The following is a 22,255-nucleotide window of genomic DNA, read 5'->3' on the forward strand; positions in this document are numbered from 1 at the left end:
TTGCTTCGGAATATAAATGTCAATTATTTTAGGTATTGACCCCGGTTCAAGGATCACGGGTTATGGGGTTATTCGTCAAGTCGGACGCAAACTTGAATATTTAGGTAGTGGGTGTATTCGTACATCATGTCCAGATATTCCCGGTCGATTAAAGCAGATTTATGCTGGGGTTTCTGAGGTTATTACTCAATTTCAACCTGATTGTTTTGCGATTGAGCAAGTGTTTATGGGCAAAAATGCCAGTTCAGCTATCAAGCTCGGTCAAGCACGTGGCAGTGCGATTGTTGCCGCAGTGAATGCCGATTTGCCTGTCAGTGAATATGCTGCGCGATTGATAAAGCAAGCTGTTGTGGGTAATGGTGGTGCTGATAAAGCCCAAGTGCAACATATGGTGTGCTCAGTACTTAAGCTCGAAGGAAAACCTCAAGCCGATGCTGCTGATGCATTAGCGATTGCTATTTGTCATGCTCATACACATAAAACGTTAATTGCGATGGCAGGTAAAGCCACCAGTGCTCGTCGCGGCCGTTATCGTTAATTGATTTGATTATCGTGGTTATAAAAAGCAGCAGTCGCTGCTTTTTTATCGACTTAATTTTATGACATCACAGATTGTGGGTTTTCTAAGTCAGGTTTAGTAAAGATCACACATAAAGGGCTGGATATTGATCCAGTAGTTTACTATTCTAGTGCCAGTTTACTTCCTATTATAGAGATGATGTTGTGATTGGTCGACTACGCGGAATTGTGATTGAAAAACAGCCACCAGAAGTACTACTTGAAGTGGGCGGCATTGGCTATGAAGTACAGATGCCAATGAGTTGTTTCTATGAGTTACCAGAGATTGGTCAAGAAGCGATTATTTTTACTCACTTTGTGGTGCGTGAAGATGCACAATTATTGTATGGGTTTAATAAAAAAAGTGAGCGTGAATTGTTCCGTGAAGTTATTAAAGCCAATGGTGTCGGACCTAAATTAGGATTAGCTATTTTATCGGCAATGACAGCAAGTCAATTTGTGCGCAGTGTCGAATTAGAAGATGTTACCACACTGGTTAAAATTCCAGGTGTGGGTAAAAAAACCGCTGAACGATTAGTGGTTGAGATGAAAGATCGTCTGAAGGGTTGGGGTGAAGGTGATTTATTTACCGCAGCACTCGATACCGCAGCGTCTAATGCTGAAATTCAACATCCAGCAGCGCAAGCCCGTGCTGAAGATGAAGCTGTTAGCGCGTTAGTGGCGTTAGGATATAAACCACAAATTGCAGCAAAAGTTGTAGCACAAGTCGCTCAACCAGACATGACTAGTGAAGCGATTATTCGTGATGCACTTCGTTCAATGGTGTAATTACACATTCTGTAATAGGTATTTATTATGATTGAAGCCGATAGACTGGTTTCCAGTAATTTCGAGACACCACGCGAAGATGATATTATTGATCGTGCTATTCGTCCGAAATTGCTCAATGATTATCAAGGTCAAGATCATGTTCGTGATCAAATGGAAATCTTTATTCAAGCGGCGAGACGTCGTAACGAAGCACTCGATCATCTGTTGATTTTTGGTCCTCCAGGTTTAGGTAAAACAACGCTTGCGAATATTGTCGCTAATGAAATGGGAGTGAGTATTCGTACCACTTCCGGGCCTGTACTTGAAAAAGCGGGTGATTTAGCTGCATTATTGACTAACCTTGAAGAGAACGATGTATTATTTATTGATGAAATACACCGTTTAAGCCCGCAAGTAGAAGAAATTCTTTATCCCGCAATGGAAGATTATCAATTAGATATCATGATTGGTGAAGGGCCTGCTGCACGCTCAATTAAAATTGATTTGCCCCCGTTTACTTTAATTGGCGCAACAACTCGTGCGGGATCGCTAACATCGCCATTGCGCGATCGTTTCGGTATCACACAACGTTTAGAGTATTACAAGGTCGACGATCTGAAAGATATTGTATCGCGCAGTGCTAGTTATCTTGGTTTATCACTTGAAGAGGGTGGTGCGATGGAAATGGCAATGCGTGCTCGTGGAACGCCACGTATTGCAAATCGATTATTGCGTCGAGTACGTGATTATGCAGAAGTAAAAAGTGATGGTCATATCTGTCCTGAGGTTGCCAGTAAAGCACTCGATATGCTTGACGTTGATAGTAGCGGTTTTGATTATATGGATCGTAAATTACTAATGGCTATTATTGATAAGTTTATGGGCGGGCCAGTTGGTTTAGATAATCTTGCTGCGGCAATTGGTGAAGAAAAAGACACCATAGAAGATGTGCTTGAACCTTATTTAATTCAGCAAGGTTTTTTACAACGAACGCCACGGGGACGAATTGCTACTCAGCGTGCTTATTTGCATTTTGGGCTCGATATACCCAATACAAAATAATGTTAAATAAAAAATAACCAGCAAAAACGAGATTATTATAATCTCGTTTTTTTATATCTCGATATTATTAAAACGGAATAACAAATATATTTATCAATAACAATGTTAATTAAAATAACAATTATTACCATTCCATAACACCTTAAAGTTTGAATAAATTTTAATAATTGCAGCAGTGTTATTTTGTCGGCAACGGATCGCGTTAGTGTTGTGAAGTTTGTGACTGATTATGGTGATAATTTGACCTTAAATTTGAATAATTTTCTACTATAAAATCATTCTTTAATTGAAACATAATCTAATGATTAAAATCTATTTAATACAAAATGATTAGCTATTTTATTTTTGATTAAAAAATCACAGTCAATAATGTCGCTTTATCGTAATGGTGTGTAATCAAATGTTTTTTTATTCTTTAAGGGTATTCTTGGTGTCAACATTAGAATAAATATAGGGATATGAGTCCTAATTAGCGATAAGGGTATGGGTTAACTAAATGTTGCATGATATTGTTTATTAAAGATTTTTTTGTGTTGTTCACGTGGTGGTAACATTGTTGGAATCGTGTGATTTATGATCAAATGAAAATAGATTGCGTGGTGATGTGTTAATTTATTAAGTGTAAATTTAAAAGATAATTAACATAAAATTGCATTGAACACTCTGAAACTTAGTGTTTATTGATGTAGATCAGGTTTGTCGCTTTAGCTGTCTTCATGCGGTATATTATTTGATAAATATCAAAGCAAAACTATTAATAAATACTTTGAAGATTATTGCTGATATCTGTAATATTAGAGTTGACTTTATTAGCTGTAGAATAACAGTAAAACAATATTTTTGGTACAAAACTGCAACAATAGAATGGACGCCATTATCATCATGATAAATGCGATCAGGAAGATCACCAATATTGCGGTTTGTTATCTACGATTGGCTAAACCCAATAATCGGTACACTGTGTAGTACTGCACCAGTCAGCCTGGTGAAAAAAGGAGTTATCAATGTTAACTGATGTCGTCGAACTATCGCGGTTACAGTTCGCTTTAACAGCTATGTATCACTTTTTGTTCGTTCCATTGACTCTAGGTATGGCTTTCTTATTAGCCATTATGGAGTCAGTTTATGTAATGACCGGCAAGCAAATCTACAAGGACATGACAAAGTTCTGGGGTAAGCTTTTCGCGATTAACTTTGCGTTAGGTGTTGCTACTGGCCTATCCATGGAATTCCAGTTTGGTACAAACTGGGCTTATTATTCTCACTACGTTGGTGATATCTTTGGTGCGCCGTTAGCAATCGAAGCACTGATGGCGTTTTTCCTCGAATCCACTTTAGTCGGTATGTTCTTTTTTGGTTGGGATCGTCTATCAAAGCGCCAACACCTTGTCGTGACATGGTTAGTAGCGTTAGGTTCTAACTTCTCAGCCTTATGGATTCTTATTGCTAATGGTTGGATGCAAAACCCTGTAGGGGCGGATTTCAACTTTGAAACCATGCGTATGGAAATGGTGAGCTTTGCAGACGTTGTATTTAACCCTGTTGCTCAGGTTAAATTCGTTCATACAGTTGCATCAGGTTATGTATGTGGTGCGATGTTTATCCTTGGTGTAAGTTCTTACTACTTACTAAAAGGACGTGATATTGCTTTCGCACGTCGTTCATTCGCTATTGCAGCAGCATTTGGTTTAGCATCAATTGTTTCAGTAATGATCCTAGGTGATGAATCTGGTTATGAATTAGGTGATGTTCAAAAGACCAAGTTAGCTGCGATTGAAGCTGAATGGCATACTGAACCTGCACCAGCAGCATTTACTGCATTTGGTTTCCCTAACCAAGAAACAATGGAAACAGATTACGCGATTAAGATTCCATATCTAATGGGTATTATTGCGACACGTTCACTTGATACTCAAGTAACGGGTATTCGTGATCTGAAGAAACAACATGAAGTGCGTATTCGTAACGGTATGGTTGCTTATGGATTACTTGAGAAACTGCGTGCAGGTGATAAGACACCAGCTAATATTGCCGCATTTGATGAAGTAAAAGGCGATTTAGGTTACGGGCTGTTATTGAAGCCTTACACTGATAAAGTTGTTGATGCGACACCAGAACAAATTCAACAAGCTGTTGATGACTCCATTCCTCGCGTATGGCCACTATTCTTTAGCTTCCGTATCATGGTTGGTGCTGGTTTCCTAATGTTTGCCATTATTGGTGCTGCATTTGTGCAATCTTGCCGTCATAAAATTACGGGTAATAAATGGATACTTAAAGCAGCACTGTATGGTATTCCATTACCTTGGATTGCAATTGAAGCTGGTTGGTTTGTGGCTGAGTACGGCCGTCAACCATGGGCTGTCGGTGAAATTCTACCCGTACATATGGCTGCCTCTAGCCTTGAACCATCACAATTATGGTTCTCGTTAGCTGCAATTATTGGACTTTACACGCTGTTTTTGATTGCCGAAGTGTACCTAATGCTTAAGTTTGCGCGTTTAGGTCCAAGTAGCTTAAAGACGGGTCGTTATCACTTTGAACAAAAAGATACGGCACAAGATGTGGTTTCACGTCAGGTTGAAGTGTAAGCAGGGAGAAACAGAATAATGTTTGATTATGAAAGCTTGCGAGTCATCTGGTGGGTGTTAATTGGTGTATTGTGCATCGGTTTTGCAATCACAGATGGTTTTGATATGGGCGTTGGTATGCTGTCACCAATCATTGGTAAGACAGATAACGAGCGTCGAGTAATGATTAACTCAATTGCACCGCACTGGGATGGTAACCAAGTTTGGTTGATCACCGCTGGTGGTGCATTATTTGCAGCATGGCCATTAGTTTACGCAACAGTATTCTCTGGTTTTTATGTAGCAATGATTATTACGTTAGCGTCACTATGGTTACGTCCATTAGGTTTCGATTACCGTTCTAAGTTAACGGATACAAAATGGCGTGATTTGTGGGATAAAGCGATCTTTGTTGGCAGCTTTATACCACCGGTAATTTTTGGTGTTGCTTTTGGTAACCTGATGCAAGGCGTACCATTTGAAGTAAATGAATTTATGATCACTAGCTACAAAGGTTCATTCTTTGGCTTGCTAAATCCGTTTGCTTTATTGTGTGGTGTTGTGAGTTTATTAATGATCATCACCCAAGGTGCAGCATTCTTACAATTGAAAACAACAGATGCGATTCATGCACGAGCGCGTAATGTTGCTGTTATTTCGTCATTATTAATGGCTGTCGTGTTTATTATTGCGGGTTTTGTTGCTCAAGGCATTAACGGCTATGTGATGACAACACCAGTATTAGCTAATGCGGCGTCAGATCCATTAACCAAAGAAGTTGTTCGTCAAGTAGGCGCGTTGTTTATTAACTATAACAACTACCCAGTATTGTGGATTGCACCAATTCTAGCTGTGGCAATGCCAATCCTGACAGCATTGTGTTCACGTGCTGATCGTGGTGGTTTCGCATTCTTGTTCTCAAGCTTAACAGTTGTTGGTGTCGTATTAACGTTTGGTTTTGCAACATTCCCATTCATTATGCCATCAAGCTTAGATCCAAATGTGAGTTTGACTCTTTGGGATTCAACGTCATCTGAATACACATTACACATTATGACTCTTGTTGCATTTGTAATGGTTCCGGTAATCTTGGCTTACACCGCATGGTGTTACTACAAAATGTTTGGTCGTCTTGATACGAAATATATCGAAGACAACAAAACATCACTGTACTAAGGAGTAGATGAACTATGTGGTATTTCGCTTGGATTCTAGGTGTTCTTCTGGCTTGTTCTTTCGGTATTGTCAATGCATTATGGCTTGAGACAACTGAAAATATGGATAAAGACAGTGAGTAATATAGATCGTGCGGTTAAGCTAATTCATGCACCATTGAGTGTTCTGCCGCTTAAATTATTAGCAATAGTAATGGCGTTGACTGTTACTGGGTTATTAATGTGGGAGCCTCGACAATTTGCTGAAGATATTGGTGGATTTAGTGCAGGATTAGCACCGTTGATGATTTGGGCAACCTGTAGCGCGATGGTGTTTGGTATGGGTTTTGTTCCACGTCGGTGGTATTTTCAGGTGTTCTTTACACCTTATATCGCACTGCCTGTATTATTATATATTCTTGGATTACGCTTTTTATAATAGCTAATCGATAGAATCTAAAAAGCCTGTTGCCGTAATGGAACAGGCTTTTTTTGTGCGTAAATTGTAACCAAATTTAACATGTCATTTTTTACGCATGATAACTGAACAGAATTGTGATTTGATTGTCAGAACCTACTGACAAATTTCATTTTTTTGTTAAATGCACTATCTAGCGTGTTTCACGATAACCATCATTCGGTGAGTTAGGGTATAGTAGTACACCAAACGCGATAATTGCCGCGGTGTAGGTATGACGGGTATGGGTATCCAATGAAAGAACAAGATATTTTTAAATGGCCAATTACCATTTATTATGAAGATACTGATGTCGGTGGAGTGGTATACCACGCTAATTACTTAAAGTTTTTTGAGCGAGCACGGACAGAATTACTGCGTTATATAGGCTTAAGTCAGCAACAATTATTTGCTGATAATATGAGTTTTGTTGTGCGTAGTATGAATATTGATTTTATCCGTGGTGCAAAGTTAGATGATCAGCTTGTTGTTAATACAACTATTCAAAATGTACGCCGCGCATCAATAGAATTTAATCAAGAACTCGTTAATGACGACAATGTGGTATTTTGCCGCGCGATTGTAAAAATTGCCTGTATTAATCCAACCATCATGAAACCAATAGCTTTACCTGTACAATTAAAGCCGGAGATATATTAAGTGAACTCAGAATTAACCATTTTAGACCTTTTTTTGCAAGCAAGTTTGTTGGTAAAACTGGTTATGCTTATTTTACTTGGAATGTCGATTGCTTCTTGGGCAATGATCATTAAACGCTCGCAAGTACTAAATAGTGCAGAACGTAATGCAACCCAATTTGAAGATCGGTTTTGGTCTGGTATTGATTTATCTCAGTTATACCAAGAAGTACAACAGCGTAAAGATGAATTGACTGGCTCTGAACGTATTTTTTACTCTGGCTTTAAAGAGTTTGCGCGTTTACATCATAGTAATGGTCGAGTACCAGAAGCGGTAATGGAAGGTACTGGGCGCGCAATGCGAGTTTCTTTATCAAAAGAAGTTGATGAACTAGAAACTAATTTACCATTCCTTGCTACTGTTGGTTCAATCAGTCCTTATATTGGTCTTTTTGGTACAGTATGGGGCATTATGACCGCATTTATTGCTCTAGGTGCAGTGAAACAAGCCACATTAGCGATGGTTGCTCCTGGTATTGCAGAAGCCTTGGTGGCAACGGCAATGGGTCTTTTTGCTGCGATCCCTGCGGTAATGTTTTATAACCGTCTTACAAATAAAGTGACTAAACTTGAACATACTTATGTAACGTTTATGGAAGAATTTTCAAGTATTTTACACCGTCAGGCATTTGCAGCGAATCAGGAGTAATAAGCAATGGCTTATCAACCGAAGAAACGCAAAATGACGGCTGAAATTAATGTCGTCCCTTACATTGACGTTATGCTGGTATTACTGATTATTTTTATGGTGACTGCTCCGTTTGTAAACCAAGGGGTAGATGTTGATTTGCCTAAAACTCAAACGGCTGAAACCGTCGCACAATTAAATAAAGATAGCGATACTCCACCAATCATTGTCGAAGTTGATAAAGATGGCAATTTAGGGGTGAGTATTGATAATGCTGACATGATACATGGGTTAAGCCTTGATGAGCTTATTGGTCGAGTCAAAGCTGAACTTGCGAGTGATCCAAAAACCTTGGTTATGGTTGGTGGAGATGGACGCACACCTTACGCGAATATTGTCGAAACCTTAGATGCACTGAGTCATGCTGGGGTGGGATCTGTTGGTTTGATGACAGATCCGCTAGATAAGCCCGGAAATTGAGGCATGAAGAAAAGTAATTATTCGAAGTCTGTCATTATATCGGTGTCGATTCACGCGTTATTTATTGGGTTGTTATTATGGGGTGCTGATTTTACCTTTGATCACAAACAATCGGTTGGAAATACCATTCAAGCAACGATGGTTGATCCCGCGATGTTAAATCAACAAGCTCAGCAAATTCGTCAGCAACGCCAAGCAGCTAAAGATGCTGAACAAGCACGTCAAGATCGCCTTGAACAACAAACTGCAGCGCTTGAAAAACAACGTAAAGCAGAAGCAGAGCGATTACGACAATTACAAGCTGATAAATTAAATGCTGAAAAAGCAGCCCGCGAAGCTGAAAAACAACGTCAATTGCAGCAACAACAAGCAGCAGAAGCTAAAGTAAAAGCAGAAGCTAAGGCTAAAGTACAAGCTCAGGCCAAAGCAGAAGCTCAGGCTAAAGCAGAAGCTAAGGCTAAAGTAGAAGCTCAGGCCAAAGCAGAAGCTCAGGCTAAAGTAGAAGCTCAGGCCAAAGCAGACGCTCAGGCCAAAGCAGAAGCTCAGGCCAAAGCAGAAGCTCAGGCCAAAGCAGACGCTAAGGCCAAAGCAGACGCTCAGGCCAAAGCAGACGCTAAGGCCAAAGCAGACGCTAAGGCCAAAGCAGACGCTAAGGCTAAAGCAGAAGCAAAGGCTAAAGCAGAAGCAAAGGCTAAAGCAGACGCAAAGGCTAAAGCAGACGCTCAGGCCAAAGCAGAAGCTAAGGCTAAAGCAGACGCTAAGGCCAAGGCAGAAGCTCAAGCCAAACAAGATGCAGCGCTAAATGATATGTTTTCGGGGTTAGAAGCTGAGAATGAACAACGCGGTGGCGCTAAAGGTAAACATATTGCTGATGAAGTTTCCCGTTATGGCACGATATACAAGCAAATGATTCAACAAAATTTATTAGTTGATCAAAGCTTTAAAGGACAAAAATGTCAGTTAACACTGCGTTTATCTGCTAATGGTCTAGTGTTGAATGTATCGCAACTAGCAGGAAATGACACGCTTTGCCGAGCAGCTAAATCAGCAGTGCTGCAAGTAAGTGAATTTCCGATGCCAGACAATCCTGATGTGGTTAAGCAATTACGGGTTATTAACTTAACAGTTAGTCCATAGATTGTTGGTTGAATGTGTAAAATACTGATTTAATTTTTTGCCGTAACAGTAGTTACGGCTTTCGTAACTATAAGGAGCGATTGATGAAACGTTGGATGATAGGTGTATTTTTTGCCTTACTAAGCGTTAGCCAATTTGCACATGCTGCACTTGATTTAGTCATCACTGATGGTGTTGACTCCGCCCGTCCTATAGGAATAGTGCCTTTTGAGTGGCAAGGTCAAAATAAATTACCTACCGATATTTCAGCGGTCATAGCTTCCGATTTACAACGTAGCGGTAAATTTAGTCCAATCGCAAATAATAAGTTACCACAACGCCCTTATAATGAGAGTCAAATTAATTATAGCGCGTGGACTAAATTAGGGGTTGATGCTGTTGTAACTGGTAGTATTACGCAAGATAAAGATGGCAATTATATTATTGATTATCAATTGGTTGACGTTGTTAAAGGTAAGTTGAATAGTGATTCGCAAGGTACTGCAAGTGATTACTTACTGTTAAATAATCGTGCTGTAGTCAAGCCAAATCGTATGCGTCAATACGCACATAGAATCTCTGATATGATTTATCAAAAATTAACTGGAGAGCGTGGCGCATTTTTAACCCGTATTGCTTATGTTGATGATAATCAAGGTTCTCAATTCCCATACCAGCTACGTGTTGCTGATTATGACGGTTATAATGAACGTGTTGTTTTAAAATCAAAGCAACCGCTAATGTCACCTGCTTGGTCTCCTGATGGCAGCAAGTTAGCTTATGTTAGTTTTGAAAATGGCAAGGCTGAAATTTTCATTCTGAACATATATAAAGGTACCCGTGAACTTGTAGCGAATTACCCTCGTCATAATGGTTCTCCGCAATTTTCACCGGATGGCACTAAGCTAGCGATGGTATTATCAAAAACAGGTAGTTTACAGATCTATATTAAAGATTTACGTACTAAAGAACTTCGTCAAGTGACCCATGGTCGTGCTAATAATACTGAAGAAGTTTGGACGCCTGATGGAAAATCAATGTATTTCACTTCAGATCGTGGTGGTCGTCCACAAATATACCATCTTGATTTAGCCACTGGCGATACGCAACGTGTAACATGGCAAGGTAGTCAAAATATGGGGGCTCAAATTACCCCAGATGGCCGTTTTTTAGTGATGGTCAATCGTTCAGATAGTGGCTATAACATCGCTAAACAAGATATAAAAAGCGGTGCGGTTCAGATTTTAACTAAAGCAAAATTGGCTGAATCACCAAGTATTGCTCCTAACGGTAGCATGATTATTTATAGTTCAGTACAAAAGAATGGCTATGAATTGTCTTTGGTATCTATTGATGGTCGATTCCAGGCCCGTTTACCGTCAACAAGTAAGCGTGTTCGTGCACCTGCTTGGGGTCCATTCCTATAATTGAATTATAGAACAATAACATACTCAAATAATGAGTATTACTGAATGATAAAGGATGAAAAATAGATGCAACTTAACCGAATTTTAAAAGGCTTAGCAATTGCGTTACCAATGATGACATTGGCTGCGTGTAGTTCAACAGATAGTACGGGTAGCTCGGCGGGATCTCAAAATCAAAATGGTGGTATTGGTGGCGCAGGCGCTGGTCAAACAACGATCTCTACACCTGTTGATCAAAGTGGTGCAATGACCGAGCAGCAACTGCATGAACAGCAAATGCAAAAGCTACGTCAACAACAACAAACAGTATTCTTTAAATTTGATAACTCTGAAATTCAACCTGAATATCAAAAAATGCTAGAAGCACATGCAGAATACTTACGTAACAATCCTAATGTTAAGGTTGTCGTTCAAGGCCATGCTGATGAGCGTGGTACGCCTGAATATAACATTGCCCTTGGTGAGCGTCGTGCAACTGCGGTATCTCAGTATTTACAAGCATTAGGTGTACCTGCTAACCAAATGTCTATCGTAAGTTACGGTGAAGAGAAACCACTTCTATTTGGACATACTGATGCGGACTACGCGAAAAATCGTCGCGCAGTGATTGTATACTAATTAAAATGTAGGTTGATAATTATGAACAGTAACAAAATAATGCGTCAATTTGCATTAGTGTTGCTGGTTGGTGCGGCGACCCAAGTGGTCGCCGCTCCTGCTTCAGCAGCTAATTTACAAACGTTAGAACGGATGCTTGAAGCACAAGGGCAAGCGCAATTGCAGGTTCAACGTCAATTAGATCAAATGTCGGCTGATCTTGATAATATTCGTGGCAAAGTAGAACGTAATAGCTACGATATTAAGCAAATGAAAGAACGTCAGCGTCAGTTATATAACGATGTGGATCAATTAAGCCGTCAGCCGGTAAAAGCCGCTCCTGCTGTGAAAGAAGTTACTAAAGCGCCAACAGAAGCATACTCTAAAAATATGAGTGAGAATGATGCTTATCAAAACGCGGTTAATTTGATTTTGAAAAAGAAAGATTATCAAGGAGCAACGAAAGCTTTCCAGTCTTTCTTAACCACTTATCCTAACTCGGTTTATAAACCTAATGCGAGCTATTGGTTAGGACAACTTCATTTTGCGCAAAATGATTTAGCACAAGCAGCACAGAATTTTGGTGTTGTTGCAAGCATTAAGGATTCAAGTAAGCGTGCTGATGCTTTATTAAAACTAGGTGTTATTGCTGAGCGTGGTAATGATACTGTTAAAGCAATGTCTTACTATGCTGAAGTTGTTAAAGATTATCCTAACTCAACCAGTGCCAAACAAGCGCAGTCTGCGTTAGCTAATCTATCGAAGCACTAAGGTTATTATTGCTTAAGAAAAAACCTGCGATTATGCAGGTTTTTTTATGTTATGTATTTTTGCATTGTTAATTGAATCTTATTGATTGACTCGACACATTTATTAATAATTAACCATTGTGTGTGTGAATTATTTTTTTGATATGATGCGTTTTTGTTAGTTAAGGTTGGTAATATTACAATTTTATTTAACCTTAATACTATGGATAGTTGGAGTTATTGTGCTTAATAAAAAAAAAATATTATGGTATTCGTTCATTTCTGTGTCGGGATGGTTATTTGCTACTTATTTAATGTTTATGCATTTGGATAGTGATCGCGATTTTATTAACGATAAAATCACAGTTAATGCTTACAATATTGTGTCTCAATCTCTACAAGATAAAAAATCCGATCAAGAAATTATCGAACAAATACAGTTTTGGTTTCAAAATGGTTGGACTGCTCAAACTGGATCTGTCACTACTATTTGTAATAATGATCGCAAAAAATTCAAACAAATATTATCAGACTCCGCAATAGTGACCATTTGTCGTTTGCATATATAGCAATGGGAATTATTAATATGAATAAATTAATGTCTGCATTATTGCTTTTATTAGCATTATCGGGCTGGATCACTAGTGCTATTTTTATCTATCAATCAAAAAACAATGATAATTATGTAGTTAAGATGCTTGGTGAGAATGCATTTAATATTATTGAACAATCATTAAGCAAGAGTCACTCTGAAGCTGAGGTTCTTACTCAAATTCAGCAATGGAAAAATGATGGTTGGACAGCACAAACGGGGTCTATTGCAACATTATGCCAATATGATAGACAACGATTTAAACAATGGGTAGCAGCTAAAAATTTAGAGCAAATATGTGAATAAATTCAGTAGGGTAGTAATATGAATATATTGATGTTTTTCTTAACTATTTTTTTTAGTGCTGTGAGTGTTGGTGCTTATATCTATCTATTAACGCTAATGTTAGAAAGAGAGCAAAAACTTCATTTTGATGAACAAACGAAAACTCTTTTTTGCGACGGTAAGAAGGTTATCTCAGTCCGTGATGGTAGTGGTAACTATCGATTCATAAAATACATATTCCAACACCCAGATAGAGCGATCTCAGTCACTGAGCTTGAGACGCACGTTTTTTTGGCCAAAGTATAAATATTGTTAAAGTATTGAGTAATACCCATTTACCTAAAGAGATTATTAATACTTTCTTTGCTGTTAATAAAGATAGTCTGATCTTTAAAAATAAAGCCTTTCTCAAATGAGAAAGGCTTTCGGCTTAAATTATTTACCGTAAAGACTAGTTTCGATGAAAGTTATAGACATCCATCAATGTCTCACCTCTTCTACAGGTAGTTAAATCGATGCTTTAAAAGCGATAAAGTATTATTTAATAAAAATAACCTTAAAACTGTGATTGGAATCAATAAAATTTTTTCTGAGATATTCTCAGAGAATTTATAAAATAAAAATCAAATAAATTCATTTTTATATAGACGGTAAGGGCATACGCTATATCTAGATGACATGTATTGTGATTTGTTAGTATTAGGTGCTGATTTGTTTGTTAAAGGTGAATTTTTGAAATTCATGGGTATAATAATGAAATATGTAAGGGATGCTGACGAGCAAATGAATAATGAATATTGCATTTGATCCATCGGAAATGATCTACCCATTTCCACCTAAACCTGCTGTCTTATCGGATAATGAAAAGCAAGTTTATATTAATCAAATTAAGCAATTGCTACAGGATAACAATGCTGTATTAATTGCTCACTATTACACTGATCCTGAAATTCAGGCTCTCGCGGAAGCGACTGGCGGATTTGTTGGTGATTCACTTGAAATGGCACGGTTTGGTAACCAACACTCAGCAACAACCTTAATTGTGTGTGGTGTACGCTTTATGGGTGAGTCAGCTAAAATATTAACACCTGAAAAAAAGGTGTTAATGCCAACATTAGAAGCAGAATGTTCACTTGATCTGGGGTGTCCAGAGGATGCATTTACGGCATTTTGTGATCAACATCCTGAGCATACCGTGGTTGTTTATGCTAATACCTCTGCCGCTGTAAAAGCGCGTGCAGATTGGGTGGTCACATCAAGTATTGCCCTAGAAATTATAGACCATCTTGATAGTGAAGGCTGCAAAATCATTTGGGGTCCAGATCGCCATCTTGGTAGCTATATTCAAAAACACACTGGCGCTGAGATGCTATTGTGGCAGGGTGAATGTATTGTGCATGATGAGTTTTCAGCACAAGCATTAAAACAAATGAAATATCTTCATCCAGACGCTGCTATTTTAGTCCACCCAGAATCACCTGCAAGTGTAGTTGCTTTGGCTGATGCTGTTGGTTCTACCAGTCAATTAATTAAAGCGGCAACGACGTTACCTCAACAAAAATTAATTGTGGCCACTGATAAAGGTATTTTCTTTAAAATGCAACAAATGGTGCCAGATAAAGAATTAATTGAGGCACCGACGGCAGGAGCAGGTGCGACTTGTCGTAGTTGTGCGCATTGCCCGTGGATGGCAATGAATGGTTTAAAAGCAATTTATACTGCTTTAGCTGAAGGTGGTGATCAGCATGAGATTTTTGTTGATGAAGCTGTGCGGGTGAAATCACTTATTCCACTAAATCGCATGTTGGATTTTGCTGCAGAATTACAATTAAAAGTTAAAGGTAATGCGTAAGTAACTCATCACTAACTAAAATAAAAGGCGAGACGATCTGATTCTTATTGTAGTAAACAGAATCGATTCGCCTTTTTATGTTTATTGCTGCTCAATAATTATTGAGCAGCAACGAGTTGTGCACCACGTTGAGTTAAGCCACATAGCATAACCGGAATTGCATTAAAGATTTCTTCAAACTGTGCCAAAGCATCAGCATTTTGTTCTTTAAGTGCTTCTAATGCTGTTTCAGGATCAAATAACAAGCTAAAAGAAAGTAATACTCCACCAAGTAGCGCATTATCTTCACTGTCTGGTGGCATAATTGTTTCCCAATCATCGCGTGCTAATTGCCAACCTTGAAGCATACCTTCGCAGAAGTTACTGGTAACCTCAGTAACAATTTGGCTATCGTCTAAAGCACACCCATCAGGCCATTGCCAAGTACTTTCAAATAAAGCAGCACGTGCTTCGTTCCAAATCTCGATGATTGCTTTCGCATAATTTTCTAAATCATCGTGGTTTTCAAAAGGAGATGATTCTTCACCACCCCACATAAATGCTAACCATTCAGTTGGATCAATAAGATGCGGTGCTGCAGCCATAGCAGTAACAAAGCCGCGAGTTTGTGATTCAGGTAGCAATTGATCTGCTAGTTGAGAGTTTTGCAAAATAGTACTTAGTTGTGAAGGCATAAAACAATCTCAGCGTAATTATGGTTAGGTGTTCAGATGCATTAACTATACATGCACTACTGAACTTTATACCACTATTGTAACAGTCTCTCGGTAACAACCTAGTCATAGGGCGATATATTTGCCATCTAGTGTCAAAAAAGATTAATAAAGTAGGGGTGTTAGGATTAAATTGTTTATTTTTGATTTTAATTAAAACATCCCTCTGCCACCATTAACATAATTCTGATGTAACTGATGACTTTAAGTACAAAAACACGTTCAAGAGGCGCACAATAATTCTACTTTATATTAAGGCTAAGCAATGTATAGCGAACAATTAATAATGTTATTAGCCGTATTTGAACGTGCAGTTCTGATGCTAATGACCTTATTTTTATTAACGCGTACTCAATTGTTTCAATCTATCGTTAAGAAAACTCACCGATGCCCCGCTGAAACTGCCATGATTTCAGCATTATTTTTGGTCCGTGGATTGGTCTTCCTGCAGATGTATCGGGTGCACATTTAAATCCAGCCGTCACTATTGCACTTGCTGTATTTCATAACTTTGAGCAAAAGAAAATTCTGCCATATATATTGGTACAGTTAGGTGGTGCTTTTTTTGCCGCGGCTGTTATTTACGGTAGCTTGCTAAATAATTATGAAATAACTCACCATATTATAAGAGGTAGTTTATCTGGGCTTGATACGGCATCTATTTTTTCAACTTATGCTCAACCATTATTATCAACCCAATGGGCATTTATTATTGAGTTGGTTATTACCGCGATATTAATGTTTTCTATTTTGGCAATAACAGATGAGAGGAGTAATGTCGCCACTGTTAATTGGGTCAGTTGTTGCGATTATAGGTGGTTCTGTAGGGCCATTAACGGGATTTGCAATGAATCCAGCGAGATATTTAGGACCTAAACTGTTTACATTCTTTGCAGATTGGGATTGAGTAACGTTTACTGGCGGTAGAAATATTCCTTATTTTCTTGTGCCGGTAGTTGCTTCTATCATTGGTGCGTTATGTGGAGCATGGCTGTATTTACGTACTGTAATATCTTATTTTTTTAGATATAAAGTCGATATAAAATTGATACTTTAGCTATTATGCATGCGTAGTAAGAATATATGTAACTAGATAATATTTAAAGCTATTTTAGTAAAAAGTGAAATGGTTAAAATAACTATTAATGTAAGAATTTGTAGGTAATAAATCTAAACTGAATTAAAAAATAGTGCCTTATTTTGCAAAAAAGCTGTTCTAATTCGCACATAAACTGCATGGTGTTAGTTAAATGGTTTTAAGTAACGTTTGCCATGTTATTGTTGGCTGATTTTGCTAGAGTAAGGATGATAAATGTCTGTTGTTAAGTTGCCATTTAAAGTGAGGAATGCTGCTGCAGATATATTTGCGATGGTGGTATTTAGCTTTATTACTGGAATGATGATTGAGGTTTTTATTTCAGGCATGTCTTTTGAGCAGTCATTAGCATCGCGTACATTATCTATTCCTATTAATATCGCAATCGCATGGCCTTATGGCGTGTTTCGCGATTATGTTATTGGCTGCGGTCACAAGTTATCTTCTACGCGATGGATGAAAGGATTGTCAGATATGGTGGCATACGTGGTGTTCCAGTCGCCGATTTATGCCTGCATTCTGTTTGCTGTTGGTGCCAATAAAGAACAAGTTATTGCAGCAGTAATGAGTAACATCTTAGTTTCAGGGGCGTTAGGTGTGGTTTATGGTCAGTTTCTTGAGTTATGCCGTAGAATGTTCCGTGTCACTGCTGCGGCTCAGCCAATCATTTAACCGTCATTAGCATATTTAGTGTAATGAAAAGCATCCGTTGGGTGCTTTTTTTGGGTTAAAAGACCAAAACCTATAAAATTGGTATAAGAACAGTGCAAATTGCATTATAAGTCAGCAAATAGAAAAAAGATGCATAAAAACCCTTGACCTAGATCTCATAAATCAATATATTACACGCCGTCGACAAGCAAAGCGTTGTTGGCAACAATGTGGTGAGGTGTCCGAGTGGCTGAAGGAGCACGCCTGGAAAGTGTGTATACGGCAACGTATCGAGGGTTCGAATCCCTCCCTCACCGCCATATCTCTTTTAAGAGATATAAAATTGGAGAGATGGCTGAGTGGTTGAAAGCACCGGTCTTGAAAACCGGCATACGTTTATAGCGTATCTAGGGTTCAAATCCCTATCTCTCCGCCACATTCAAAAAAGCCGCTAACGAAAGTTAGCGGCTTTTTTACATCTGAATAAACCCACCTCCGTCATTCCCTACAGTGAGGTTACGAACGAGATAGGGAATCTACTACCAGCGTGTTGTAGCATTACTGTTTACATTGGTGTTTTAATCGGTATCTTTAATGCTTAATGGCGTGGTGAATAGAACACCGATAGCTCATGCTTCGGTTTCGGAATGACGGACAATAACTCACTAGCTATAGCTCGATAAATTTTCTACCAAGATAGCAATTAACGCCATAACCGAATATCACTAACTGATTAGAGGCTAAATAAGCTAAAATGATAGTAATTATTTTAGTTTTGAGCCTGTATATTAATGACCACGACAACAACACCTGCCAACTTTGCTGAACTTGGCCTTATTTCACCTTTGTTAGCACGATTAACTGAGTTGGAATACCAACAACCAACGCCGATTCAAGCACAAGCTATCCCAAGTGTACTCGCTGGACGCGATCTGATTGCGGGCGCAAATACAGGTTCAGGTAAAACAGCAACATTTGCTTTACCGCTATTACAACAATTGCACCAAGCTAAAGCTAGCGAGACTAAAAACGCTAAGGGTAACTATGTGACTGGTCTTGTTTTAGTACCAACTCGTGAGTTAGCAAAGCAAGTTGCAGATAGCATTAAATCTTATGCGACCCATTTTAATGGTGCGATTAAAACCGTTGCCGTATTTGGTGGCGTTTCTGTTAATACTCAAATGTTGGCGCTACGTGGTGGTACTGATATTTTAGTGGCAACACCTGGCCGTTTATTGGATTTGATTTCAAGCAATGCGATTAAACTTGATCGGGTTAAAACTTTAGTACTTGATGAAGCAGATCGTATGTTAAGCCTTGGCTTTACTGAAGAATTGTCTGCGTTGTTAGCGTTATTACCTAATAACAAGCAAACATTACTGTTCTCAGCGACATTCCCTGAACAAGTTAAGATGTTAACTCAAGCATTACTTAACGATCCGGTTGAACTGCAATTACAAAGTGTTGATGCAAGCACACTCGTACAACGTGTTTTCAGTGTCAATAAAGGTGAGAAAACTGCAGTTTTAGCCCATTTGATTAAACAACATCAATGGCGTCAGGCGCTTATCTTTGTTAATGCAAAAAATAGTTGTGAGCACTTAGCAGATAAACTATCAAAGCGTGGCATTATTGCGGAAGTGTTCCACGGCGATCGTGGTCAAGGTGCGCGTACTCGAGTATTAGAAGCGTTTAAAGCTGGTGAGATTGATGTATTGATTGCAACAGATATTGCTGCGCGTGGTCTTGATATTGAAAAACTACCGGTAGTGATTAACTTTGATTTACCGCGTAGCCCAGCAGATTACATGCATCGTATCGGTCGCAGTGGTCGTGCGGGTGAGGTTGGTTTAGCGTTATCATTAATTGATTATGAAGATAGCCATCACTTTAAAGTTATTGAAAAGAAAAACAAAGTTCGTCTTGAGCGTGAACAAGTTGAAGGTTTTGAAGTTGATGAATCACAAGCTTTGTTAGCGGCAGCAAAGCCAATGGCAAAACCTGAAGGAACTGGTAAAAAGAAACGTAAAAATAAACCAGCACCTGCTGATGATTTTTGGTCATAAGATAGACCAGTTATACTGGTCACTTTTTTGAACAGTACATAAACTAAAAATCCCTCGTTAGCAATAGCGAGGGATTTTTTATGGTACTAATAATATTTCAGCGGCTCACTTAGTTAAGTCGTGCAGCCATTGCTTGTGATTTATCAGCTGTCATGACAAAGTGTAATGTTCCACCCGCTTTGATTTCATTGTGCTCAAAGCTATTAAAGACATTTAAAGGTTTACCGTTAATCAATACCGATTTCACATACTTATTATCACTGCTGTTATTTTCTGCTGTGATAGTGAAATTGCCTGTTGGTAGCTTGATTTTTACCTCATCAAAAATAGGACGACCAATAGTGTAGGTTGGATCTGTTGGTGTCACTTGGTAGAAACCCATTGCTGACATAATGTACCATGCTGACATTTGACCAACATCTTCATTACCGATGATGCCATCAGGGGTTGGCTTATAGAATTCTTTGTAAACCTTATCGAGGTACTCTTGGGTTTTCCATGGTTCATTAGTACGGTTATACAGATAAATCACGTGGTGTGATGGCTCGTTACCATGAATATATTGTCCAATAAAGCCTGTCATATCTTGATGGTTTTCGCCACCATTGGCATCAGCAGTAAATAAGTCATTGAGCTTAGTATTGAACCCTTCAGTACCACCCATCACTTCGGTTAGCTTGTCGAGATCTTGCATGAACGTCCATTGCCACTGCCATGCATTGCCTTCGGTATACCAATAAGCATCTGAGCTATATGGGTCAAAGGCATCAGAAGTAAATTCCTTCTCACAGCTATCAAGTTTCACTGGCACAAAGAAACCAGCTTCTTGATCCCAATGATTTAGTGACCAATAGGCGCGATCATTAAACTCATTATAAGCGGCCTCATCACCTGCCACTTTTGCCATTTGTGCAATGGTCCAATCATAGTATGAAAACTCTAGTGCGTAAGAAACAGAGTTCCAGTTAGGTAAACCAACGCACTGGTCGCGTTCGTAATAACTTAACTGACCAGCCATCACCGCTTGCAGTGTGTGATCTGGAATTTGAGGGAAATCATACGGGCGGTAATAAGCTGATTTCTTTGCCGCTTCTAAGGCATCTTGTGCATCAACATCTAATCCTTTAATTACGGCATCGCCAATAATAGCAGTAGCAGGGTAGCCAATCATGGTACCTGTTTCTTCACCATAGCCTTCCCATTTCGGCAGTAACCCAGTCTCTTGAGATTTACGGATTAAATCATTGGCTAAGTCAGTCGCATGTTGTGGGTTAGTGATGGTTAGCAGCGGGTGAACAGCGCGGAAAGTATCCCAAGTTGAATAAACCGAATAGTTTTTATAGCCATCTGCTTGGCGAACACCACCTAGCAAATCACGGTAACGGCCATCGACGTCTTGATATTCAACTGGCGCGATCATGGCGTGATACATCGCAGTGTAGAAGTTAGTTCTCTCTGCCTCAGAACCACCTTTTACTTCAATGCTAGCAAGTTCTTGCGCCCATGCAAGTTCAGCCTTGGCTTGAACATTCGCAAAATTGTAAGTTGGCGTTTCTGCTTCTAAGTTCTTTTGTGCGCCTTCCCAATCTACCGGTGATAGCGCCACTCGCATTTCAATTGGTTGATCGCCTTTGCCAAAATCAAGATAAGTGATTTGTTCTTTATTTGGACTATTGATTGAGCCATAAACTGCACCCATCTTCATTTCTATTGCTTCACCGCCATCACGCGCGATTAACGCATGGGCAATCGGTTGATTAAATTTCGCGTAGAAGAAAATATCTTGGCCTTGGAACCAACCCGTAGAAACACGGCGGCCACGAATGGTGTATTCATCGACTAATTCAACTCGGTTCTGCAGAGATTCACCATTGTTGGCGGTCAGTGTATGAGCAAGGTCGAGTTTGATTTTACGATCAGCCCCTTTCTCATAGGTATAACGATGGACGCCGACGCGGGTTGTGGTGGTTAATTCTGCTTTAATATTGCCATTGTTAAGTACTACAGAGTAGTAACCCGGTGTTGCAACTTCAGTTGCTTTATCAAAGGCATTATTTTCACTATTAGCGATATTTGAATATGGTAATACCAAAATATCGCCGAGATCAGTCGCGCCGGTACCTGATAGATGAGTATGGGAGAAACCATAAATGTTTAAATTTGTTGCTAATACATCGCCAGCTACATAGTCACTCGCATCCCAATAACCAGAGGCTGAATGCCATGGATTTTGACCTGCTTCAGAATCTGCATTGGTGCCTTTAAAGGTGTCTGGACTCAATTGCACCATACCACGAGGAATAACAGCTCCTGGGAATGTGTGTCCAGAGGCAGCAGTACCAATCATGGGGTCAATATATTTTAAAACACTCATATCAATAATAGGTGTTGTAGGTAAGGTGACTTCAGGTTGAGTTTGATTATTGTTATCGCTGTTACAACCGAATAAACCTAATGACAATACCAGTGAAATAGCAATTGGAGTCAATTTAAACATCATAGTGTTCCACCTAATAAATATAGAGCGCAGGAATATTCACATCGGCCAAGATGTGAATATTTCAAGTACCAAGAGTAATAATGCGCTGCGTTAGCCGCATAGTAGGGCGGAATAGCGGTTATCGTAAGATGATAAAGCGACCATTTACTGGACTTTTGTACCGATTAAATTGAAACGTGATACTGCTTCATGCTGTTTTTAGCACCAATTATGTTTCCTCAATGAATGTTATT

Annotated in this window: 22 protein-coding genes, 2 tRNA genes and 2 pseudogenes; 24 read left to right on the top strand and 2 right to left on the bottom strand. The window is 39.1% G+C overall.

The window, feature by feature from the left end; all coding sequences use genetic code 11:
* The first annotated feature begins 16 nt into the window (after positions 1-16).
* The 18 genes from ruvC (at position 17) to nadA (ending at position 14,996) form a co-directional block, all read left to right on the top strand.
* Positions 17-538 carry a crossover junction endodeoxyribonuclease RuvC gene (ruvC, locus tag BTN98_RS03100; protein ID WP_060996666.1) on the top strand — a complete coding sequence of 174 codons (522 nt, stop codon included), beginning with the start codon at positions 17-19 and terminating at the stop codon, positions 536-538.
* A 185-nt stretch (positions 539-723) separates the two neighbouring features.
* Entirely contained in the window at positions 724-1,347 is a 624-nt protein-coding gene (gene ruvA / locus BTN98_RS03105) for a Holliday junction branch migration protein RuvA (protein ID WP_060996665.1), read from the top strand.
* Between the two features lie 27 nt (positions 1,348-1,374).
* On the top strand, positions 1,375-2,391 hold the full coding sequence (gene ruvB, locus BTN98_RS03110; RefSeq protein WP_060996664.1) for a Holliday junction branch migration DNA helicase RuvB: 1,017 nt from the start codon (positions 1,375-1,377) through the stop codon (positions 2,389-2,391).
* A gap of 1,004 nt (positions 2,392-3,395) precedes the next feature.
* On the top strand, positions 3,396-4,982 hold the full coding sequence (gene cydA, locus BTN98_RS03115) for a cytochrome ubiquinol oxidase subunit I (RefSeq protein WP_060996663.1): 1,587 nt from the start codon (positions 3,396-3,398) through the stop codon (positions 4,980-4,982).
* A gap of 18 nt (positions 4,983-5,000) precedes the next feature.
* On the top strand, positions 5,001-6,137 hold the full coding sequence (gene cydB / locus BTN98_RS03120) for a cytochrome d ubiquinol oxidase subunit II (protein WP_060996662.1): 1,137 nt from the start codon (positions 5,001-5,003) through the stop codon (positions 6,135-6,137).
* Between the two features lie 14 nt (positions 6,138-6,151).
* Positions 6,152-6,259, top strand: a complete 108-nt coding sequence (gene cydX / locus BTN98_RS03125; RefSeq protein WP_036795409.1) for a cytochrome bd-I oxidase subunit CydX — start codon at positions 6,152-6,154, stop codon at positions 6,257-6,259.
* On the top strand, positions 6,252-6,554 hold the full coding sequence (locus BTN98_RS03130) for a cyd operon YbgE family protein (protein ID WP_036795408.1): 303 nt from the start codon (positions 6,252-6,254) through the stop codon (positions 6,552-6,554). Before cydX ends, BTN98_RS03130 begins: the two co-directional genes overlap by 8 nt.
* 273 nt (positions 6,555-6,827) lie before the next feature.
* The gene (gene ybgC / locus BTN98_RS03135; protein WP_060996661.1) at positions 6,828-7,232 is read left to right on the top strand and encodes a tol-pal system-associated acyl-CoA thioesterase; all 405 of its coding nucleotides are present in this window, start codon (positions 6,828-6,830) and stop codon (positions 7,230-7,232) included.
* A complete protein-coding gene (gene tolQ, locus BTN98_RS03140; RefSeq protein ID WP_060996660.1) occupies positions 7,233-7,919 on the top strand; it encodes a protein TolQ in 687 nt (228 codons plus the stop codon).
* A gap of 6 nt (positions 7,920-7,925) precedes the next feature.
* Entirely contained in the window at positions 7,926-8,378 is a 453-nt protein-coding gene (gene tolR, locus BTN98_RS03145; RefSeq protein WP_060996659.1) for a protein TolR, read from the top strand.
* Between the two features lie 3 nt (positions 8,379-8,381).
* Positions 8,382-9,515 (top strand): cell envelope integrity protein TolA, encoded by a 1,134-nt coding sequence (gene tolA / locus BTN98_RS03150; protein ID WP_060996658.1) that lies wholly within the window; start codon positions 8,382-8,384, stop codon positions 9,513-9,515.
* A gap of 80 nt (positions 9,516-9,595) precedes the next feature.
* Positions 9,596-10,921, top strand: a complete 1,326-nt coding sequence (tolB, locus tag BTN98_RS03155; protein WP_412779384.1) for a Tol-Pal system beta propeller repeat protein TolB — start codon at positions 9,596-9,598, stop codon at positions 10,919-10,921.
* A gap of 66 nt (positions 10,922-10,987) precedes the next feature.
* A complete protein-coding gene (gene pal, locus BTN98_RS03160; protein WP_060996656.1) occupies positions 10,988-11,539 on the top strand; it encodes a peptidoglycan-associated lipoprotein Pal in 552 nt (183 codons plus the stop codon).
* A gap of 21 nt (positions 11,540-11,560) precedes the next feature.
* A complete protein-coding gene (gene ybgF / locus BTN98_RS03165) occupies positions 11,561-12,289 on the top strand; it encodes a tol-pal system protein YbgF (protein WP_060996655.1) in 729 nt (242 codons plus the stop codon).
* 220 nt (positions 12,290-12,509) lie between these two features.
* Complete coding sequence (locus BTN98_RS03170; protein WP_060996654.1) at positions 12,510-12,836, top strand: hypothetical protein; 327 nt, start codon at positions 12,510-12,512, stop codon at positions 12,834-12,836.
* 17 nt (positions 12,837-12,853) lie between these two features.
* The gene (locus BTN98_RS03175) at positions 12,854-13,165 is read left to right on the top strand and encodes a hypothetical protein (protein WP_060996653.1); all 312 of its coding nucleotides are present in this window, start codon (positions 12,854-12,856) and stop codon (positions 13,163-13,165) included.
* Between the two features lie 18 nt (positions 13,166-13,183).
* Positions 13,184-13,450 (top strand): hypothetical protein, encoded by a 267-nt coding sequence (locus BTN98_RS03180; protein WP_105029945.1) that lies wholly within the window; start codon positions 13,184-13,186, stop codon positions 13,448-13,450.
* 484 nt (positions 13,451-13,934) lie between these two features.
* A complete protein-coding gene (gene nadA / locus BTN98_RS03185) occupies positions 13,935-14,996 on the top strand; it encodes a quinolinate synthase NadA (RefSeq protein WP_060996651.1) in 1,062 nt (353 codons plus the stop codon).
* 98 nt (positions 14,997-15,094) lie between these two features.
* On the opposite strand, the gene BTN98_RS03190 is transcribed toward nadA, so the two are convergent.
* Positions 15,095-15,670 (bottom strand): UPF0149 family protein, encoded by a 576-nt coding sequence (locus BTN98_RS03190; protein WP_060996650.1) that lies wholly within the window; start codon positions 15,668-15,670, stop codon positions 15,095-15,097.
* A gap of 304 nt (positions 15,671-15,974) precedes the next feature.
* Between BTN98_RS03190 and BTN98_RS20775 the strand changes: the two are divergent.
* From BTN98_RS20775 to BTN98_RS03215, 6 genes and pseudogenes are all read left to right on the top strand, one after another.
* Positions 15,975-16,139 (top strand): annotated as a pseudogene (locus BTN98_RS20775) (sensor histidine kinase); the annotation flags it as partial.
* A 56-nt stretch (positions 16,140-16,195) separates the two neighbouring features.
* Positions 16,196-16,616: pseudogene (locus BTN98_RS03195) on the top strand (MIP/aquaporin family protein).
* 405 nt (positions 16,617-17,021) lie between these two features.
* The gene (locus BTN98_RS03200) at positions 17,022-17,477 is read left to right on the top strand and encodes an L-alanine exporter AlaE (protein WP_060996648.1); all 456 of its coding nucleotides are present in this window, start codon (positions 17,022-17,024) and stop codon (positions 17,475-17,477) included.
* Positions 17,478-17,688: 211 nt separating this feature from the next.
* A tRNA-Ser gene (locus BTN98_RS03205) sits at positions 17,689-17,776 on the top strand.
* 25 nt (positions 17,777-17,801) lie between these two features.
* Positions 17,802-17,892: transfer RNA gene (locus tag BTN98_RS03210), tRNA-Ser, on the top strand.
* A 355-nt stretch (positions 17,893-18,247) separates the two neighbouring features.
* Positions 18,248-19,522 carry a DEAD/DEAH box helicase gene (locus BTN98_RS03215; RefSeq protein ID WP_060996647.1) on the top strand — a complete coding sequence of 425 codons (1,275 nt, stop codon included), beginning with the start codon at positions 18,248-18,250 and terminating at the stop codon, positions 19,520-19,522.
* A gap of 109 nt (positions 19,523-19,631) precedes the next feature.
* Here the strand turns inward: BTN98_RS03215 and BTN98_RS03220 are convergent, their stop codons facing one another.
* Complete coding sequence (locus BTN98_RS03220; protein ID WP_060996698.1) at positions 19,632-22,019, bottom strand: GH92 family glycosyl hydrolase; 2,388 nt, start codon at positions 22,017-22,019, stop codon at positions 19,632-19,634.
* Positions 22,020-22,255: the final 236 nt, after the last annotated feature.

This window comes from Photobacterium aquimaris, assembly GCF_002954455.1.
Taxonomy (GTDB): Bacteria; Pseudomonadota; Gammaproteobacteria; order Enterobacterales; family Vibrionaceae; genus Photobacterium; species Photobacterium aquimaris.

Excerpts from the sequence above, each read along its gene's own strand:
- ruvC (WP_060996666.1), top strand. The coding sequence starts at position 17 with ATGTCAATTATTTTAGGTATTGACCCCGGTTCAAGGATCACGGGTTAT.
- nadA (WP_060996651.1), top strand. The coding sequence starts at position 13,935 with ATGAATATTGCATTTGATCCATCGGAAATGATCTACCCATTTCCACCT.
- ybgF (WP_060996655.1), top strand. The coding sequence starts at position 11,561 with ATGAACAGTAACAAAATAATGCGTCAATTTGCATTAGTGTTGCTGGTT.
- ybgC (WP_060996661.1), top strand. The coding sequence starts at position 6,828 with ATGAAAGAACAAGATATTTTTAAATGGCCAATTACCATTTATTATGAA.
- BTN98_RS03200 (WP_060996648.1), top strand. The coding sequence starts at position 17,022 with ATGTCTGTTGTTAAGTTGCCATTTAAAGTGAGGAATGCTGCTGCAGAT.
- ruvB (WP_060996664.1), top strand. The coding sequence starts at position 1,375 with ATGATTGAAGCCGATAGACTGGTTTCCAGTAATTTCGAGACACCACGC.
- cydX (WP_036795409.1), top strand. The coding sequence starts at position 6,152 with ATGTGGTATTTCGCTTGGATTCTAGGTGTTCTTCTGGCTTGTTCTTTC.
- tolR (WP_060996659.1), top strand. The coding sequence starts at position 7,926 with ATGGCTTATCAACCGAAGAAACGCAAAATGACGGCTGAAATTAATGTC.
- cydB (WP_060996662.1), top strand. The coding sequence starts at position 5,001 with ATGTTTGATTATGAAAGCTTGCGAGTCATCTGGTGGGTGTTAATTGGT.
- tolA (WP_060996658.1), top strand. The coding sequence starts at position 8,382 with ATGAAGAAAAGTAATTATTCGAAGTCTGTCATTATATCGGTGTCGATT.
- BTN98_RS03180 (WP_105029945.1), top strand. The coding sequence starts at position 13,184 with ATGAATATATTGATGTTTTTCTTAACTATTTTTTTTAGTGCTGTGAGT.
- BTN98_RS03190 (WP_060996650.1), bottom strand. The coding sequence starts at position 15,670 with ATGCCTTCACAACTAAGTACTATTTTGCAAAACTCTCAACTAGCAGAT.
- pal (WP_060996656.1), top strand. The coding sequence starts at position 10,988 with ATGCAACTTAACCGAATTTTAAAAGGCTTAGCAATTGCGTTACCAATG.
- cydA (WP_060996663.1), top strand. The coding sequence starts at position 3,396 with ATGTTAACTGATGTCGTCGAACTATCGCGGTTACAGTTCGCTTTAACA.
- BTN98_RS03175 (WP_060996653.1), top strand. The coding sequence starts at position 12,854 with ATGAATAAATTAATGTCTGCATTATTGCTTTTATTAGCATTATCGGGC.
- BTN98_RS03220 (WP_060996698.1), bottom strand. The coding sequence starts at position 22,019 with ATGTTTAAATTGACTCCAATTGCTATTTCACTGGTATTGTCATTAGGT.
- BTN98_RS03215 (WP_060996647.1), top strand. The coding sequence starts at position 18,248 with ATGACCACGACAACAACACCTGCCAACTTTGCTGAACTTGGCCTTATT.